The following is a 19,226-nucleotide window of genomic DNA, read 5'->3' as shown; positions in this document are numbered from 1 at the left end:
TCATCGGGGCTGACCAAGGAGCTTACGCTTTTCAATAATAAAGAGGTGAAAGATATGCAGCATCGTAAAACAGCCTTAGTACTATCCGTTATTCCTGGACTTGGCCAATTATACAATAAGCAGTGGGTAAAAGGTTTATTGTTTCTTATATTAGGTGTATCGTTCATTGCGGTGTTTAAAGATCTATTAAATATGGGTTTTTGGGGTTTAATGACACTGGGGACGGAAGTGCCGCGTGATAACTCTATTTTCCTATTGGCTGAAGGGATTATTGCTCTTATTGTGACAGCATTCGGACTGGCCGTTTATTACGCAAATTTCCGAGATGCCTATAAAAATGGAAAAATGCGTGACGAAAATATGGAACCAACTTCTCTTCGGGAAGATTATCATAATTTAATTTCACAAGGTTATCCGTATGTTATTAGTGGACCATCATTGTTTATTTTGATCTTCGCAGTTGTTTTTCCGATTTTATTCAGTTTTGCACTAGCTTTTACGAATTATGATTTATATCATTCACCGCCTGCGCACTTAGCAGATTGGGTTGGTTTAAACACTTTTAAGCAAATATTTACTGTAGATATCTGGCGATCAACATTTTTTGATGTTTTAAGCTGGACAGTGATCTGGACCCTAGTTGCTTCAACCGTTCAGGTTGCTCTTGGAATTTTCTTAGCTGTTTTAGTTAACCAAAAGGATCTTAAATTTAAAAGACTTTATCGTACGATTTTAGTTTTACCATGGGCAGTACCTGGGTTTGTTACGATTTTGATCTTTGCTGGTCTATTTAACGACAGCTTTGGTGCAATCAATAATACGATTTTAGCATCGTTTGGAATCGATCCAATTCCTTGGATGACCAATGCAGCATGGTCTAAATTAGCGCTTATTCTGATGCAGGGCTGGCTTGGATTCCCGTATATTTTTATTGTGACGACAGGCGTTCTTCAGTCGATTCCTGATGATCTTTATGAAGCAGCAACGATTGATGGGGCATCCATCTTTGCTAAATTCAGACATATCACTATGCCAATGATTTTACTTGCAATGGCACCAATTATTATTACTCAGTATACGTTTAACTTCAATAACTTCAATATTATCTATCTGTTCAACGGCGGCGGCCCAGCCGTTCCAGGTTCAAATGCCGGCGGAACCGATATATTAGTGTCTTGGATTTACAAATTGACTATGCAATCAAGTCAATATTCACTTGCAGCAGCCTTGACCATTTTATTATCTGTATTTGTCATTGCGATTGCTTTATGGCAGTTCAGAAGAACAAATTCATTTAAGGAGGGGGCTTAATAGATGCTGACAGGAATGAAGAGTAATAGATTCTTTCGTCTCCTCACTTCACATGTAATCTTAATTCTAATGGCGGTAATTATTATTTACCCCTTACTTTGGACCGTGGGAGCCAGCTTTAATCCCGGTAACAGTTTAGTTAGTAATTCAATTATTCCTAAAAATCCAACCTTGGATCACTACAAAGAGTTGTTCGCTGGAAAAGAGAGTCTGCAATATGGACATTGGTATTTGAATTCCCTTAAGATTAGTATCTTTACAATGATCGGGTCGGTTATCAGTGTTTCCTTTACGGCTTATGCTTTTTCTCGGTTCCGCTTTAAAGGCAGAAAAAATGCCTTAACCTTGTTTTTGTTACTGCAGATGATTCCGCAGTTTTCCGCTTTAATTGCCTTGTTCGTACTGGCTCAGCTTCTTGGTATGATGAACAGCCATTGGCTCTTAATCCTGCTTTATATTGGCGGTACGATTCCAATGAATACCTATTTGATGAAAGGGTATATGGATTCGATTCCTATGGATTTAGATGAAAGTGCCAAAATTGACGGTGCAAGCAATACAAGAATCTTCTTACAAATTATCATGCCACTATCAAGACCAATGCTAGCGGTAGTTGCGATGAATGGATTTACGGGACCACTTGGGGATTTCGTTATGTCATCAACCATCTTGAGAACACCTGAATCCTACACATTGCCAATCGGACTATACAATTTAGTCAATGAAGTAATGGGGGCAAGTTACACAACCTTTGCTGCAGGGGCTATTCTCATCAGTATACCAATTGCTGTCGCCTTCCTGTTATTGCAAAAGCACTTTGTTTCAGGCTTAACGGCAGGTGGAACAAAAGGTTAATGGAACAACATGAATTGATAAATGGTAGAAGGAGATTATTATGACAAATCGTGAAAAGACCTATACAACGAAAGCGAACTTCATGCTTCATGGTGGAGACTATAACCCAGATCAATGGTTAGATCGGCCTGATATTTTAGCAGACGATATCAAATTGATGCAGCTTGCACATACAAATACGTTCTCTGTCGGAATCTTTGCTTGGGCAGCGTTGGAGCCGGAAGAGGGAGTTTTCAACTTTGAATGGTTAGATGAGATTTTCAACAACATTCATGGAATTGGCGGAAGGGTTATTTTAGCTACTCCAAGCGGGGCGCGACCTGCCTGGATGTCACAAAAATATCCAGAAGTTCTTCGTGTAAATGGTGCGCGGGTGAAACAACTGCATGGCGGAAGACATAATCATTGTTTTACTTCTGAGGTTTATCGTGAAAAAACACAGAAGATCAATCGCTTGCTCGCAGAACGATACGGAAACCACCCAGCTTTATTAATGTGGCATATTTCCAACGAGTACGGCGGTGAATGCCATTGTGAAAAATGCCAGCATGCTTTCAGAAACTGGCTTAAAGAACAATACAATAACGACCTTAAAGCACTGAATGATGCCTGGTGGGGTCCATTTTGGAGTCATACCTTTACGGATTGGTCACAAATTGAATCGCCATCACCAATCGGAGAAAATATGGTTCATGGCTTAAACCTTGATTGGCGCAGGTTTGTTACCGATCAAACGATTTCATTCTTTGAAAATGAGATTGTTCCAATAAAAGAATTGACACCAGATATTCCAATTACCACAAACTTTATGGCAGATACGCATGAACTTATTCCATTCCAGGCCTTGGACTATAGCAAATTTGCTAAACATCTCGATGTGATTAGCTGGGATGCATATCCTGCATGGCACAATGACTGGGAAAGTACTGCTGATTTAGCGATGAGGGTTGGCTTTATCGATGACCTATACCGTAGTCTAAAACAACAGCCATTTTTATTAATGGAATCTACCCCAAGCGGTGTCAATTGGCATAATGTTAATAAAGCAAAACGCCCAGGTATGCACCTGCTTGCATCCATGCAAATGGTTGCTCATGGGTCTGATAGCGTGATGTATTTCCAATGGCGGAAATCACGCGGATCGTCGGAAAAGTTCCATGGTGCGGTTGTCGACCATGATAATAGTTCGGAAAACCGTGTATTTAAAGAAGTGGCGCAGGTTGGTCAAACGTTAGAAAAGCTATCTGATGTGGTTGGAACAAATCGTCCGTCAGATGTAGCAATCCTATATGATTGGGAAAGCAACTGGGCATTAAATGATGCCCAAGGGTTTGGATTGGAGACCAAGCGCTACCCGCAAACATTAGTCGATCATTACCGTCCCTTCTGGGAAAAAGATATCCCAGTTGATGTCATTACCAAAGAACAAGATTTTTCTTCTTATAAACTATTGGTTGTTCCAATGCTTTATTTAGTAAGTGAAGAAACCATTGCCCGTTTAAAGACATTTGTTGCAAATGGCGGCAGATTAGTTATGACTTATATCAGTGGACTTGTTAACGAACATGATTTAACGTATTTGGGCGGCTGGCACAAAGACTTGCAAGAAATATTCGGAATCAAGCCGGTTGAAACCGATACATTATATCCAAATGATAAAAACTATGTGAGCTATCGGAATCAATCCTATGAACTGAAGGACTATGCTACTGTCATTGAGCTAGATGCTGCAAAGACAGAGGGTCAATACGAAGAAGACTTTTATGCCAATACTCCAGCGGTAACGAGCCATGAATATGAAAAAGGAAAAACCTACTATATTGGCGGGCGCTTAGAAGATGCCTTCCATCGTGAGTTTTACCAGGACGTAATCAATGAATTGGCACTTCAGCCAGTTGTTTCTGTAAAACATGAAAAAGGCGTTTCGGTACAAGTTAGACAAGCGCCTGATCAAGATTATATCTTTATCATGAATTTTACGGAAGAAAAGCAGCCGATCGTAATTGAGGATCATCTAAAAGATTTAGTTACCGGTGATGAGCTTACAGGTGAGCTGACATTGGGAAAATATGAGGTTCGCATTTTAGAAAAGACTAGAAATAATTAATAGATGATGAGCTGGGGTCCTTCCCGCTCTGATTTGTCCAAACTGAGAAAACATCCATTCCGTTAGTTAGAGTGGATGTCTTTTCTATAGTTTGATAGTTTTACAGTTTTCTGGAAACGCTTAATTGGTGATTTGGCAATGATTTTGCTATTTTCATAAAAACAAATGAGAGGGTGGGAGAATTTGAGAAGAACAGTCAAACCGTTTGCGATTCTATTAACTGTTGTGATGGTGTTTAGTACACTTCTGTTCAATAGTCACATTAGTTTCGCTGCCGATTCACAAACGCAAAATGTAAAGAATGGAGGATTTGAAAGCGATTTTTGGAATGATGGTTCATGGAACATTGAAACGACCAATTTGGGAAATTTTGATATTAGCCAATATGCTTATGCAAATGATTCTTGGATGACGAAAGATGAAGGGGATCATGCATTTAAATATTGGATTAAAGATACTGCAACGGGTAATCCATCATTTACTGTTCAACAAACGATTTCCACACTTCCAGCCGGAAGCTATGAGTTATCAGTAAAATCGATGGGTGGAGCAGCTTCTGAAGCAGGCAGTATTAAACTTTTTGCTGGTACAAATACGATCGATGCTGTTGCCACAACAGGTTACAATAATTGGGGAAAAATTACCTTGCGATTCGATTTAAAGGAAGATACTTCTAATTTAAAAGTAGGCGCAGTGGTTTCTGGAGCACCGAAGGGATGGGGATATTTAGATAGCTTTAATTTAACTTCCCTCGATAGTGGGAATGTTTCGCAACCTGTCAATGCTGATATTTTTGTAAAAAAAGTAGATGGAATCGGTAAGGATTTCATTAAAGGTGTGGACGTTTCTAGTGTTATTTCCTTAGAGGACAGCGGAGTTAAATTTTATAATACAGCCGGTGAAGTGCAGGATATTTTTAAAACCTTGCACGATGCAGGAGTCAATTATATTCGGGTTCGTGTCTGGAATAATCCTTATGATGCCCAGGGACATGGCTATGGCGGCGGTAATAATGATTTAGCTAAGGCGATTGAAATTGGGAAAAGAGCAACTGCAAATGGAATGAAGCTATTAGTAGACTTCCATTATTCCGACTTTTGGTCAGACCCAGCTAAGCAGCAGGTACCAAAAGCATGGGCTAACTTAAGTTTTGAAGATAAGAAGACAGCTTTATATAACTATACTAAAAATAGCCTTGATGCCATGAAGGCTGCAGGGATTAATATTGGTATGGTTCAAGTTGGCAATGAAACGAATGGCGGAGTTGCTGGAGAAAAGGATTGGACAAACATCAGTGCTTTATTTAATGAAGGAAGTAAAGCAGTAAGAGCAGTGGATCCGAATATTTTAGTCGCTGTTCATTTTACGAATCCTGAAACAGCAGGAAGATATGCTTCCTATGCTAAAACTCTTGCTGATAATCACGTAGATTATGATGTATTTGCCAGCTCTTATTATCCATTCTGGCATGGTACATTAAGCAATTTGACGTCGGTTCTAAAGAATGTTGCAGATACTTATGGCAAAAAGGTGATGGTCGCTGAAACATCTTACACCTATACCGCAGCAGATGGGGACGGACATGATAATACAGCCCCAAAAGATTCCGGTCAAACATTAAATTACCCGATTACCGTTCAGGGTCAAGCCAATGCCGTTCGGGATGTCATCCAAGCGGTTGCGAATGTTGGTGAAGCTGGGATTGGTGTATTTTATTGGGAGCCTGCATGGATTCCGGTTGGGCCTCCGCAAAATATAACCCAAAATAAACAGCTTTGGGAGCAATATGGTTCTGGATGGGCTGCTAGCTATTCTAAGGAATACGATCCTGCCGACGCTGGTTTGTGGTACGGCGGCAGTGCGGTTGACAATCAGGCTATGTTTGATTTCACTGGACATCCGCTTCCTTCTTTAAATGTCTTTAAATATGTTGATACCGGTGCGGTTGCTCCGTTAAATATTGACGAAATTAAAGATATTTCCGTTAGTGCCGTACAAGGGGACACAATCACTTTACCAAAAACGGTTGTGGTTACTTATAATGATGGAAGCACAGGGACGGTTTCCGTTACATGGGATAAAGGCGCACTTGCCGATGCGATCAAAAGTGGGACAGGAAATTATGTGATTAATGGTACTGTCGAAGGTGGAGCGGCTGTTAAGGCACATCTTCAAATTAAGGCAGAAAACTTTGTAGTGAACCCAAGTTTTGAAAATAGTAATCGATCGATGTGGAAAATTATTTATGAAAATGGAACAGCAGCACATACAGATTATCAACAAAAGGCTTCAGATGCCAAAACAGGCAATTATTCGTTGCACTTTTACTCAGCTGCTGGAGTTGATTTTAGAGTAGAACAGACGATTTCAGGCTTAAAGCCAGGATATTATAATCTTTCTATGTTTTTACAAGGCGGAGACGCAGTAAATCCTGTAATGAATCTCTATGCCCAAACTGGCGGTAAACAAATAAAAGTTGCTACAGGTGTAAATGGCTGGGTAAATTGGAGTAATCCTGAAATCCAAAATATTCTCGTTAAAGATGGAACCATAACGATTGGAGCAAATATAAAAGCTAATGGCGGTGCATGGGGGAGTTTAGATGATTTCTATTTATACCGGTCAAATGATCAAGATACTCAGGCACCTGTAACAAATGCAGATCTTTCAGGACAAGCCGTAAATGGCTGGTATAATCAGAATGTTAAGGTAAGTCTAAATGGGTCTGATGATCAATCCGGTCTGGCCGCAACAGAATATAAAGTTAATGATGGCAATTGGCAAACTTATAGCGGACCATTTGATGTAACAACAGAAGGGGTAAATATTATTCAATACCGAAGTACAGACCAAGTGGGTAATGTTGAAGACGCACAATCTGTTACCGTTAAAATTGATAAAACAGCTCCGACATTGAATGTCTCTTTTAACTCTAGCATCCTATTCGATCGAGACCATGCTCTCATTCCAATTACGGCTTCGGTTGTTGGTAATGACGTTCAATCAGGGATTAACAGGATTGAATTAGTTTCGATTAAAAGTAATCAATTAGATAATGGAATGGGTGACGGAAATACAGTCAATGATATTCAGGAAGCGAACTATGGAACCTTTGATACTGATTTCCTGCTGAGAGCAGAGAGAAGCGGAAACAGTGACAGAGTTTATACGGTAACCTATAAGGCTTGGGATAATGCTGGAAATTCTGTAATTCAATCCAATCAAATTATGGTTAAACATGATAATTCAAAAAAATAAGCTATTCTTCTGATGAATAAACAGATAGTATGTTGTTGGTAAAAGTAGAAAACAATACGTAAATAATAAAGAAACGGCGCATGAAGGTAAACAATTCATGCGCCATTTTTATTTTTAGTAATATTTTAGTAAAAATATTGATTTCTTTTACTGAAGTAAGTAAAATGAAAGTAAAGATTCATATTAAGATTTAGACAAATGAAAAGGATTACAATAGGGAGGAACGATACAATGACCATCTCAACACTTAATTCTATATTTCAAACTATTTTTAATACCGCACCGGAAAAGTCATTCTTTGCACCGGGGCGCATTAACTTGATTGGTGAACATACAGACTATAATGGCGGCCATGTTTTTCCGTGTGCGATTACGTATGGGACCTATGCGGTTGCCAAAAAAGCGGGATGACCAGCTTGTTCGTTTGTATTCAGCTAACTTCCCAGACAAAGGTGTGATTGAATTTACCTTAGAACAACTCGAATACAATAAGGATCACAATTGGGCCAACTATCCAAAGGGAATGATTCGGTATATTTCAGAGGCGGGATACCAAATTCCAACCGGCTTTGAGTGCGTGATTGAAGGAAATATCCCCAATGGTGCTGGTCTATCATCATCCGCTTCAATTGAGTTATTAACAGGGGTTCTTGTCGCGGGACTGTTTAGTTTAGAGATTCCTCGTCTTGATTTGATTAAAATTGGCAAGCAGGTCGAAAATCAGTTTATTGGTGTTAATAGTGGAATTATGGACCAGTTTGCAATTGGTATGGGCAAGAAGGATGCAGGAATTTTACTTGATTGCCAGACACTGAAATACGAATACGCGCCGATTCAGCTAGAAAATCACAAAATTATCATTATGAACACCAACAAGCGCCGGGAGTTAGCTGACTCCAAATACAATGAGCGCCGAGGTGAATGTGAAGAGGCATTAGCAATTTTGCAGCAAAAGCTTCCAATCGAAGCGCTTGGACAGCTTACCGAAGCGGAATTTGATGAGAATCAGTTTTTAATTACCAATGAAATTGTTCGTAAACGGGCAAAGCATGCGGTCTATGAAAATATTAGAACATTACGTGCGCTTGAAGAACTAAAGGCTGGAAACTTAGAAGCCTTCGGTCAATTAATGAACCAATCACATATCTCGCTTCGAGACGATTATGAAGTGACAGGGATTGAACTTGACAGTTTAGTTGAAGCAGCTTGGAAACAACCAGGTGTCCTTGGGGCACGGATGACAGGAGCAGGCTTTGGCGGCTGTGCGATTGCCATTGTTGAAAATGATCAGGTTGAAAACTTTATTGCAAATGTTGGAGCAGCATATGCTGAAAAAATTGGCTATGAAGCAGATTTTTATGTAGCTAGTATTGGTGACGGAGCAAAAGAATTATAATAGTAGATGCTTGGACCTACCATGAGCATCATCCAAAAGTTATCAAATTTAGGTGGCGATCAAATATGATTTTTCAATTAGTCCAGCAATTAGGTGAACAGGCACTTGCCGCTCAATTAATTGAGCGGGAAGACGAAATATATGCAAGAAACCAAGTACTCGCACTACTGCAATTAGAGGAGTATAAGGAAGTTGAACTTGAAGAGGGCATCGATGAGATTCCTGACCTGCTTGAAAAGATCGTTGATTATGCAGTGGAACAAGGAATCATCGAAGATATCTTTGATCATAAGGATATTTTTTCAAGTAAGATCATGAATTGCTTTATCGCCCGGCCATCGAGTGTGAACGCCCAGTTTTATGAAAAGTATCTAGAAAATCCTAGGCAGGCGACGGAGTACTTTTATGAATTTAGTAAGAACAGTAACTATATCCAGATGAAGCGAATCCGTCAAAATATCGAATACAAGGCTAAGACAGAATATGGCGAGTTAGACATTACGATTAATCTATCGAAGCCGGAAAAAGATCCAAAAAGTATTGAACTCGAGAAGCTGGCGAAAAAGTCCAGCTATCCTAAATGTTTGCTTTGCATCGAAAACGAAGGGTATGCTGGAAGAATCGGCCACCCTGCACGTTCGAACCATCGGATGATTCGAGTGAATTTAACAGATGAGAATTGGTATTTACAATACTCTCCTTATGTTTATTATAACGAGCATTGCATTGTGTTATCAGAAACACATACGGACATGAAAATCAGTCCCTACACGTTTAAACGGCTCTTGGAGTTTGTTGAGCAATTCCCTCATTATTTCTTAGGTTCAAATGCGGATATTCCGATTGTTGGAGGCTCTATTTTATCTCATGAGCACTATCAAGGCGGAAACTATCAATTTGCGATGGCCAAGGCTGGGATCGATTGGAGATTTGCCATCGAGGGATTTGCGAATGTGGAAGGTTCGATTGTAAAATGGCCAATGTCGGTGATTCGTTTGCAGTCAGCTGATATCGGTTCACTGGTGGAAGCTGGAGCTCATATTTTTGAAAAATGGAAAGGCTACAGTGATGAAGCCCTTGATATTTTAGCTTGGACGGATGAAACACCGCATAATACGATTACCCCGATTGCCCGTAAAAATGGTGATATGTTTGAACTAGACTTGGTTCTCCGTAATAACCGGACGAGTGACGAACATCCACTAGGCATTTTCCATCCGCATGCAGATGTTCACCATATCAAGAAGGAAAACATTGGGCTGATTGAGGTAATGGGATTGGCGGTCCTCCCTGCCCGCCTTAAGGGAGAACTGGAAGAGGTAGAGAACTTCCTGCTTGGTAAAACGGATACGGTTGCTGACTATCATCTTGATTGGGCAAATGAATTAAAGGACCGTTATGGAACGTCTGTTGACGAAGCCCAAGTAGAAACGCTGGTAAGAGAAGAAGTAGGCAAAAAGTTTTTACGAGTTTTAGAAGATGCTGGTGTGTTTAAGCGGAATGAAGTGGGAGAGGCAGGATTCCGCCGCTTTATCGATACATTATAAATTTTCTCCCTACTAAAAAAAGGAAGTGGAATAGCAATGGAAATGAATGAGAAGCTTTTTGGCAGTTATGATGGAGCGGATGTAGTAGAGTACACGTTAAGCAATGACTCCGGCATGACCGTATCTTGTTTAAATTACGGCTGTGTGATTACGAAAATCCTCGTTCCTGACAGGAATGGAAATGTAGAAAATGTGGTCCTTGGTTTTGATAACTTCGAAGATTATCCAAAATGGTCGCCGTATTTTGGTGCTGTTTGCGGACGAGTCGCGGGAAGAATTAAAGCGGCAAGCTTTGAATTGGATGGAAAGGAATATGTTCTTGAGCAAAATGATGGACTGAATCACCTTCATGGTGGTGTAAAAGGGTTTGACTCGGTTATTTGGAAAACGAAAAAAATTGAGGCAGATGATGCAGTTGGTTTGGCATTCTCTTATACTAGTCCAGATGGGGAAGAAGGATACCCAGGAAATCTAGAAACAACGGTAACCTACTTGTTAACAAATAATAATGAACTGAAAGTAAGCTATGAAGCAAGAACAGATAAAACAACCTTAGTGAACTTAACCAATCATTCCTATTTTAATTTAAGTGGAAATAACAAGCGTAATTGTTCTGAACACGTACTCCAGTTGGATAGTGACCGATACGTAGAATTAGCTCCGGACCTTATGCCCACAGGGGAGATGCCGGTGTCAGTGAATACACCGTTTGATTTTACTAACGGAAGAAAATTAAAGGATGGGATCGAGTCTTCCTTTCCGCAAAATGTCTTGGTTGGAAAAGGTTACGACCACCCGCTTGTTTTCTCAAAAGAAGGGGAAAATCAGATTGTGTTAAGTGAGGAAGAGAGCGGACGGGTTCTTGAGATTACAACCGACCAGCCTTGCGTTGTTCTGTATACGTCCAATATGTTAGATGGAGAGTTTGAGATTTCAGGTGTAAAGGCTGGAAATTATCTAGGTGTCTGCTTAGAGACCCAAGGGCTGCCAGATGCGATCCATCATCCAAACTTTCCATCTGTGACTTTAAAACCTGAGGATGTATACCGTGCAGCGACCACGTATCGTTTCTTAACCAAGATGTTAGGTGATTAATTTATGGCTACAATAAAGGATATTGCTCAGTTAGCGGGTGTTTCGATTGCGACGGTTTCGCGGGTGCTGAATTATGATACGACGCTTTCTGTCAGCGATGAAACAAAAAAGAGGATTTTTGAGGCGGCTGAGGAGCTCTCTTATAAGAAGAAACCGGCTCGTAAACAGGATTCCGGCAAGATTGCTGTCCTGCAATGGTATACCGAAAAGGAAGAACTAGAAGATCTATATTATATGTCGATCCGGCTGGGTGTTGAAAATCGCTGTCGTCATCATGGTCTCCAGCTTGTTAAGTATTTTCAGGATAACTATGAGGAGTTAAAACAAGATGATGAGCTTCAAGGGCTGATCGCGATTGGAAAGTTTAGTCGTAAACAAGTGAAAGAAATGCGGTCGATTACTAAGAATATTGTGTTTGTGGACAACTCACCCGATGAAGAACAGTATGATTCGATTGTCATCGATTTTGAGAAGGCAACGAAGAAAGTGCTCGATTATTTTATCGAAAAGGGTCATACGCAAATTGGCTATATCGGCGGCAAAGAGGAATTTAAAGACAAGACCTCGGCAATCGAGGATGCAAGGGAAGAGACCTTTAAACGGTATTTAACGGAAAAGGGTATTTTCATTAACAACTTTATGTATAATGGAACATTTTCGGCAGAGGATGGCCATGCCTTGATGAAACAGGCGATTCAAGATCATGGTGACAATTTGCCAACAGCTTTCTTTGCGGGAAATGACTCAATTGCAGTTGGGGCTTTACGAGCGCTGCTTGAAGAAGGCATTGCTGTCCCGGATCGGGTTAACATTATTGGAGTCAATGATATCAGCATCTCCAAATATGTCTACCCAACTTTGAGTACAGTAAAAGTATATACAGAGCTTATGGGTGAGACGGCGGTAGATACCCTTTTAGAACGAATCGAAGGCAGAAAGACCGCCAAAAAAATTCTCATCGCTACCAAACTCGTGATTCGCAACAGCAGCTTCTAACGAAGAATGAAATAGGCGGGATTGTCCATCCAACATGGACAATCCCGCCTATTTTGTCTTTTAATGGTGCCTGTCACCAATTAAACTATTTACTTCGTGTTTGTGTTGTTTTGGTTGGCTAACCATTCCATTATGGTTGTGGTTTTTCCGTTGATCAAATCGGTCGGTTTGTTATTGTAGACATATATCCAAGACCAGTGTCCGTTGTATTCATATGGAGTACCATCCACTTTGGTATATAAACCGGAGGTATCTAGTACCTTATCAAATAATGATAAATGGACATTTTTGGCGCCGGCATCGACTAAGCGTTGATACGTAGGTTCAACATATTGAGATGTGATAACCACTGGGTCTGTTTTAGCGGCAATGAACCAAATCGGAAGATCTTTCAATTTATTAATTTGTGTATCTGTTATTAACGTATCCTTTAAGGCTTCGCATGTTGGGAAGGCAGCAGCAAAGTAATTGGTATAATCCCGGGCCATTAACATGGTCATATACCCGCCGTTAGAGTCACCGCCAATGTAAATTCTGCTGGTATCAACGTCTTTGTGATTAGCTACATAATCCTTAATTAAAGACATTAAAGCATTCTCATATTTAGAGGTGCCATCTCCCATACCGGTAAAACCGTCCATCCAAAAGGTTGGAGTTTGAGGGGCAAGAACGTAGGCACCATCAAAGTAGGATTGCATATCCTTTGAAGCGAAGTTGGCTGCTTTATTGGCCGAGATTGGAATCGTAGGATCTGTGCCGCCTTCACCAGCTCCATGCAGCCAGATAATTAATGGATTCTTATGATTGTCAGTAGCTGGGGAATAGTCCGCATAAGTTAAACTAATATTATCATAGGTTCCTTTTCCCGTTGAAAAATCATCTACCAGTTCTCTTGTTTCCCCAGCAAATTGGTCGACAACTAATCCTGAAATGGTTCCTGCACTTGTTTCAATATCTTTTTGCTGTGTGATTGTATATTTCATATCAACCCAATCATTAAAACCAGTAGTCGCCCAATCATAGTTAAGAGGTGAACCTAAGGATACATCAGGGCCAATTTTCATTTCTAAGACCACATATTTACCTGTTTGGACAGCGGGATTGCCGTCTTTATCTGCTACGTAGGCTTTAGTAATAGTTCGGTCGCCTTCCTCTAAAAACGGATTTTTTAACCGTTCATCGCTTCTTGCGACATGGACTTTAAAGGTATCTGCTGTTATAGAGCCCTTTGGTATCGGTTTCCCAACATTGACAATTACTTTCGTTGTTGCTGCACCCCAATCTTCAATTTCTGTGACAGTTTGGTAGGATGTTGGCTGTGGATTGATTTGCTTCGCGAAAACGTTCGAATTGAATGATAATGTCATCGTTACCGCCATCGTGGCCAACATGGCTCTTTTTTTCATTTTTTTAAGCATTTTCTTTACCTCCAAAATGTTATTTTTTTGAACGTCAAAACGTCTCTACTGATTGTATTTTGATAGTGTGTCTAATTGCACATCAGGTCCATTGTCATTATCTAATTCAGCAATGATATCTTTGTCCACTTTAAAATCCAGTGTCCCCTTGATATCGGCAGAAGAGGCACCAACCTTGAATTTGTATGTCCCTTTTTCAACAATCCAAGAGGAAGTAGATTCATCAAAGGAAGCAATATCCTTTGGATCGATAAAGAAGTTGAATGTCTCTTTTTGACCGGGTTTGAGCTCACGGGTTTTTCCGAAGGCTTTAAGCTCAATGGCTGGTTTTTCTAACTTTCCATCAGGCGCACTTACATAAACTTGCGGTGCCTCTTTCCCTGCAAATGAACCAGTGTTAGTAACCTTAAACGAGACTTTGATTTTATTAGATAAGCTATCTTTGTTTAATTTAAAATCACTATAATCAAAAGTGGTATAGGAGAGACCGTAGCCAAACTCGTAAGCAGGCTTGATATTAAAAGTAGAATAGTAACGGTAACCAACATAAATATCTTCTGTATATTTAACTAAGTTTGGATTGCCATCAGAGTTTGGAAAGTTCGCATAGCTTGGAGCATCCTCCAAACGGATTGGAAAAGTCTCCGGGAGTTTACCAGATGGATAGGCCTTTCCAGAAAGAACATCTGTAAGGGCGTTTCCAGCTTCCATGCCTGGCTGCCAGGATAATAAAATGGAGTCTACGTCATTTCTCCAAGGTACCGTGTTAAATGGAGCCCCAACATTTAAGACTACTACTACCTTTTTATTTACTGTATGAAAAGCAGTAGATACCCTTTTAATAAGTTCTAATTCTTTTGCAGTTGGTTCAAAGGTCGTAGCATTTCCATCTGCCCCTTCGCCGGATCCTCGAGCAATTACCACCACGCCAATATCTGAATTCTGAGCCATATAAGCGGCATCTTCGGCGGTAAGATTTTCATCGATTTCAGCACCACTAGCATTAGTAGTCACTGGTGTATATCCTGCTTTAATTAGTCCGTCAGGAAGCTGCACGGAATGCGTTGGGGTAACATAGGCACTGCCTGTACCCATTAAGAACATTTTTGAAGCGGCATTATCAGTGGTACAGGCAGATAAAGGAGTACCAAACCCGCAGCTAGGCATTGAATAGGAGTTACCCACTATACCAACCTTTTTCACCTTGTTATTAAACGGAAGCGCTTTATTTTCATTTTTCAATAAGACCATACCTTCTGGAGCGGCTTCTCGTGAAATCTGTGCATCAGAGGCAGCTAGATCAGTACTAACGCTTAGTTTCGTATTATCAACGGTACTTAGCTTTTTGAAAGTAGGGGACTTAACAACTAAGGCAAGAATATTTTCGATCGCGGTATCAAGTTTTTCCTCTGATAATGAACCGTCTAAAATTGCCGCTTTTACTGCCGCCTTACCCACAGAATTTAAACTTGGCATGGACAAGTCATTTCCGCCGTTCAACATAGCAATACCATTATTTTTAGATCCGCCCCAGTCTGTCATGACCATCCCATTAAAGCCCCAGTCACTTCTTAATACATCATTTAAGAGCCAGGAATTATGGGCAGAGAAAGGTCCATTAATTGAGTTATAGGAACTCATCACGGTCCATGGCTGAGCTTCTTTTACCACCCGTTCGAAACCAGCTAAGTAAATTTCTCTTAAGGCGCGTTCAGAAATAACCTCATTAACGGATTGTCTGTTGGTTTCCTGATTATTGGCAGCAAAATGCTTCATGCTGACACCAACGCCTTGATCCTGAACTCCTTTAGTAAACTGAGCTGCCATTTCACCGCTTAGAAGTGGATCCTCAGAGTAATATTCGAAGTTCCGTCCGCCTCGAGGATCCCTATGTATATTCAAGGCAGGTCCTAAAATCACATCCACACCATAATCAAGAGTTTCTTTTCCCATAGCTGCAGCTACATTATACATGAGGTCTTTATTGAAGCTTGAAGAGAGGGCTGTTGGAATAGGGAAACCTGTTGTAGATTTATTTGCTGTCGATCCAAAGCGAAGCCCGGCTGGACCGTCTGCAAAGTTTAGCTTCGGAATGCCAAGCCGTGGAATGGCAAAGGTACCGCCTGCAGCCCCTGTAATGGATGCTCCGGCACCGCCAATCAAATCAATTTTTTCATCCAGTGTCATAGCTTTAATAACGGCTGGAATCGAGGCTTGGTCAACTAAAATTGGCGTTTGTCCCTCGGCTGCACCTGTTTGTACACTCCCAGTATCTGATATAACAGCCGTAGCATGTACTGGCGCTGTTTGCTGTTCCTCAGCAAATGCACTAGTATAACCTGATGATAAAAGCATTAAACTAAACATGGATGTACTTAGAACTTTGTAATAACCCTTCACACTTAACAACCCCTTTTATTTATCTGAAAACCCTTACATTTAAGAAGTTAGCATGTGAATGTTAATTCGGTAAGTTACAAGAAGTAGCATTAACTTGCGATTTACTAGATTAAATTGTTGTTATCTGAAAATTCAATCAAAAACAAAAAAATCAAGAGTATTTATTCATATTCCTTAGACAATATCCGACATGACTTTAGTTACAGGAGTATTAACGGCTGAAAAATGGGTAGATTTTATCACATGGTGTTATTCTATTAACTGTCTATCAAAAAACAAAATAGTGAAGAATTTCGCAAAATAATCCAGAATATTACTAAAACTCTGAACATTCAATTCGGTTAAACTAACTTTGGAAGCGCTTATAAGTGTGGAATTTTAACCAATTGAAGGGGGTACTAATTTATGTTAAAAAAACTTAAGAAAAAGAAAAAATCAAATCTACTAGCAATCACTCTTACATCATCATTAATTCTCTCAGGACTCACCTTTGACATTGCATCCGCTCAGAGTCCAGATTCAACAACCATGCAACAAAACCAAACTTCTATTATACAAACAGCAGCACCATTTTTAACTGATGCAGCTTCCATTGACAGTGTTATTCAAGCGATGAGCCTCGAGGAAAAAGCTAAATTCGTTGTGGGTGTAGGAATGCCTGGATTCGGGGGGACACCTCCATTTGAAGTAACTGGAGCTGTAGGCGGTACATTTGGAATTCCCCGCTTAGGTATCCCTGAACTACGTTTAGCTGACGGCCCGGCAGGTCTTAGGATTAGGCCGACCAGACCGGGACAAACCCAAACTTATTATGCAACCGCTTTCCCGATTGCGACGGCTCTTGCATCCACTTGGGATCCTGCAACAGCAGAAGCTGTAGGTCAAGCTCAGGGAAATGAAGTGAAAGAATACGGTGTCGACCTTTTACTAGCTCCGGCACTCAATATCCACCGTAATCCATTAAACGGACGAAACTTCGAATACTATTCAGAAGATCCTTTAATTGCAGGAAAAATGGCCGCGGCGGTGGTAAATGGGATACAATCCAATGGTGTTGGAGCAACAATCAAGCACTTTGCTGCCAATAACCAGGAAACAAACAGGAATAGCATTGATACGATCGTTTCAGAACGAGCATTAAGAGAAATTTATCTTAAAGGCTTCGAAATTGCTGTTAAAGAATCCCATCCATGGTCTGTTATGAGTTCCTATAACAAACTTAATGGAACATACACATCCCAAAATAGGGACTTGCTTACAACTATTTTACGTAAAGACTGGGGCTACACAGGGTTTGTCATGACAGACTGGTTTGGCGGGGATAATCCGGTAGAACAAATGAAAGCTGGTAATGACATGATTATGCCGGGTACGTCCAATCAATCCGATTTAATTAAAGCAGCTGTTGAAACTGGGAATCTAGATGAAAAGGTACTTGACCGTAATATTAAAAACATTCTCCAAATCGTCATCCAAACTCCTGAATTTAAAAAGTATCAAAACACAGACAAGCCAGATTTGGCTGGACATGCCCAAACAGCTCGAAAAGCAGCGGCAGAAGGGATGGTTCTCTTAAAGAACGACAAGATGCCGCTTCCTATCAGCAAGGATCAGAAGATTGCTTTATTTGGCAATACACAAATCGAAACAGTTAAAGGAGGAACAGGAAGCGGCGATGTCAATGCGGCTTACACCACTTCTATTGTTGATGGGCTAAAGAGTGCTGGATACCAAATAAATCAACGTTTACTTCAGGAATATAAGACATATATTGATACATTGCGCTCGCAGGATCAGTATAAAATTAAACAAAGTCCATGGGGTGAAGATTTTGGCAAGTTAATTCCAGCCATTCCTGAAAAGCCTCTGGCAGATAACGATATTGCTTCTTCTTCCAAAGAATCGGATATCGGTATCATTGTAATTGGCCGTAATTCTGGGGAAGGTGCAGACCGTAAAGTTGTAAAAGGGGATTATTTATTAAGCGATGCAGAACAAGACATGATTTCGAAAGTATCAGCAGAGTACCATGAGCAAGGAAAAAAGGTGGCCGTTATTTTGAATATTGGCGGGCCTATCGAAGTAGCCAGCTGGCGGGATAAAGTCGACTCAATCCTATTAGCATGGCAGCCAGGTCAAGAAGCAGGTTATGCTGTTGCGGATGTTATTTCCGGTAAAGTCAATCCTTCTGGGAAATTGGCAACTACCTTCCCTGTAAAATACAGTGATGTGGCATCGGCGAACAGTTTCCCTGGTACGCCTGTAGATAACCCAAAACAGGTGGTCTATAACGAAGACATTTATGTTGGCTACCGTTACAATACCACATTTAATGTAAAGCCTGCTTATGAATTCGGTTATGGATTGTCCTATACAAGCTTTGATATTAATCATTTAACTATTAGTGAGGGCAAGAAATTTAAAGACAAGCTTAAACTGTCTGCTATGGTTGAAAATACAGGTAACCTCTCTGGAAGAGAGGTTGTCCAAGTGTATGTTTCGGCACCAGATGGAAAACTTGAGAAACCTGCTGTTGAACTAAAAGCCTTTGGTAAAACAAAGGATCTTAAACCTCATCAGCGTGAGCTTCTTCAATTCGAACTTAATGCCAAAGACCTTGCCTCCTTCGATGAAGAGGAAAATGCATGGGTTCTTGAAAAAGGCACCTATACAGTTAAAGTTGGGGCGTCCTCAGAGGATATTAAAGGATCTGCCACATTTACAGTAGATCATGATGTGATCGTTGAAAAAGTTAACGAGGCATTGGCACCGAAAGTTGAATTTGAGAGACTTACTAAATAACGAAATAATTATCAAAACCAGCCATCATAAGGTACATGAAG

Annotated in this window: 10 protein-coding genes and 2 pseudogenes; 10 read left to right on the top strand and 2 right to left on the bottom strand. The window is 40.4% G+C overall.

The features are described from left to right. The first annotated feature begins 54 nt into the window (after positions 1-54). The 9 genes and pseudogenes from ACZ9EE_RS13555 (at position 55) to ACZ9EE_RS13515 (ending at position 12,565) form a co-directional block, all read left to right on the top strand. On the top strand, positions 55-1,311 hold the full coding sequence (locus ACZ9EE_RS13555; RefSeq protein WP_476027826.1) for a carbohydrate ABC transporter permease: 1,257 nt from the start codon (positions 55-57) through the stop codon (positions 1,309-1,311). Positions 1,312-1,314: 3 nt separating this feature from the next. Further along, a complete protein-coding gene (locus ACZ9EE_RS13550; protein WP_476027824.1) occupies positions 1,315-2,166 on the top strand; it encodes a sugar ABC transporter permease in 852 nt (283 codons plus the stop codon). A gap of 37 nt (positions 2,167-2,203) precedes the next feature. Further along, a complete protein-coding gene (locus ACZ9EE_RS13545) occupies positions 2,204-4,273 on the top strand; it encodes a beta-galactosidase (protein ID WP_476032952.1) in 2,070 nt (689 codons plus the stop codon). A 786-nt stretch (positions 4,274-5,059) separates the two neighbouring features. Continuing rightward, a pseudogene (locus ACZ9EE_RS13540) lies at positions 5,060-6,220 on the top strand (arabinogalactan endo-1,4-beta-galactosidase); the annotation flags it as partial. Between the two features lie 81 nt (positions 6,221-6,301). Then, a complete protein-coding gene (locus ACZ9EE_RS13535) occupies positions 6,302-7,531 on the top strand; it encodes an Ig-like domain-containing protein (protein WP_476032951.1) in 1,230 nt (409 codons plus the stop codon). 231 nt (positions 7,532-7,762) lie between these two features. After that, positions 7,763-8,927: pseudogene (locus tag ACZ9EE_RS13530) on the top strand (galactokinase). A gap of 65 nt (positions 8,928-8,992) precedes the next feature. Further along, positions 8,993-10,474, top strand: a complete 1,482-nt coding sequence (galT, locus tag ACZ9EE_RS13525) for a UDP-glucose--hexose-1-phosphate uridylyltransferase (protein ID WP_476027822.1) — start codon at positions 8,993-8,995, stop codon at positions 10,472-10,474. A gap of 36 nt (positions 10,475-10,510) precedes the next feature. Further along, positions 10,511-11,569, top strand: coding sequence for an aldose epimerase family protein (locus ACZ9EE_RS13520; RefSeq protein ID WP_476027820.1), 1,059 nt, complete (start codon positions 10,511-10,513; stop codon positions 11,567-11,569). A gap of 3 nt (positions 11,570-11,572) precedes the next feature. Further along, positions 11,573-12,565, top strand: coding sequence for a LacI family DNA-binding transcriptional regulator (locus tag ACZ9EE_RS13515; RefSeq protein ID WP_476027818.1), 993 nt, complete (start codon positions 11,573-11,575; stop codon positions 12,563-12,565). Positions 12,566-12,654: 89 nt separating this feature from the next. On the opposite strand, the gene ACZ9EE_RS13510 is transcribed toward ACZ9EE_RS13515, so the two are convergent. Both ACZ9EE_RS13510 and ACZ9EE_RS13505 read right to left on the bottom strand, forming a co-directional pair. Then, complete coding sequence (locus tag ACZ9EE_RS13510; RefSeq protein WP_476027816.1) at positions 12,655-13,983, bottom strand: prolyl oligopeptidase family serine peptidase; 1,329 nt, start codon at positions 13,981-13,983, stop codon at positions 12,655-12,657. Between the two features lie 45 nt (positions 13,984-14,028). After that, positions 14,029-16,383 carry a glycoside hydrolase family 3 C-terminal domain-containing protein gene (locus ACZ9EE_RS13505; RefSeq protein ID WP_476027814.1) on the bottom strand — a complete coding sequence of 785 codons (2,355 nt, stop codon included), beginning with the start codon at positions 16,381-16,383 and terminating at the stop codon, positions 14,029-14,031. A 405-nt stretch (positions 16,384-16,788) separates the two neighbouring features. Between ACZ9EE_RS13505 and ACZ9EE_RS13500 the strand changes: the two genes are divergently transcribed. Further along, positions 16,789-19,185, top strand: coding sequence for a beta-glucosidase (locus ACZ9EE_RS13500; protein WP_476027812.1), 2,397 nt, complete (start codon positions 16,789-16,791; stop codon positions 19,183-19,185). The last annotated feature ends 41 nt before the right edge of the window (positions 19,186-19,226 follow it).

The sequence above is a fragment of the Bacillus sp. URHA0034 genome, assembly GCF_056280405.1.
The sequence above is the reverse complement of the archived record's forward strand: the minus strand, read 5'-3'. Positions and strand labels throughout refer to the sequence as shown.

Coding starts and splice junctions, on each gene's coding strand:
- ACZ9EE_RS13500 (WP_476027812.1), top strand. CDS start 16,789: ATGTTAAAAAAACTTAAGAAAAAGAAAAAATCAAATCTACTAGCAATC.
- galT (WP_476027822.1), top strand. CDS start 8,993: ATGATTTTTCAATTAGTCCAGCAATTAGGTGAACAGGCACTTGCCGCT.
- ACZ9EE_RS13520 (WP_476027820.1), top strand. CDS start 10,511: ATGGAAATGAATGAGAAGCTTTTTGGCAGTTATGATGGAGCGGATGTA.
- ACZ9EE_RS13515 (WP_476027818.1), top strand. CDS start 11,573: ATGGCTACAATAAAGGATATTGCTCAGTTAGCGGGTGTTTCGATTGCG.
- ACZ9EE_RS13550 (WP_476027824.1), top strand. CDS start 1,315: ATGCTGACAGGAATGAAGAGTAATAGATTCTTTCGTCTCCTCACTTCA.
- ACZ9EE_RS13555 (WP_476027826.1), top strand. CDS start 55: ATGCAGCATCGTAAAACAGCCTTAGTACTATCCGTTATTCCTGGACTT.
- ACZ9EE_RS13510 (WP_476027816.1), bottom strand. CDS start 13,983: ATGCTTAAAAAAATGAAAAAAAGAGCCATGTTGGCCACGATGGCGGTA.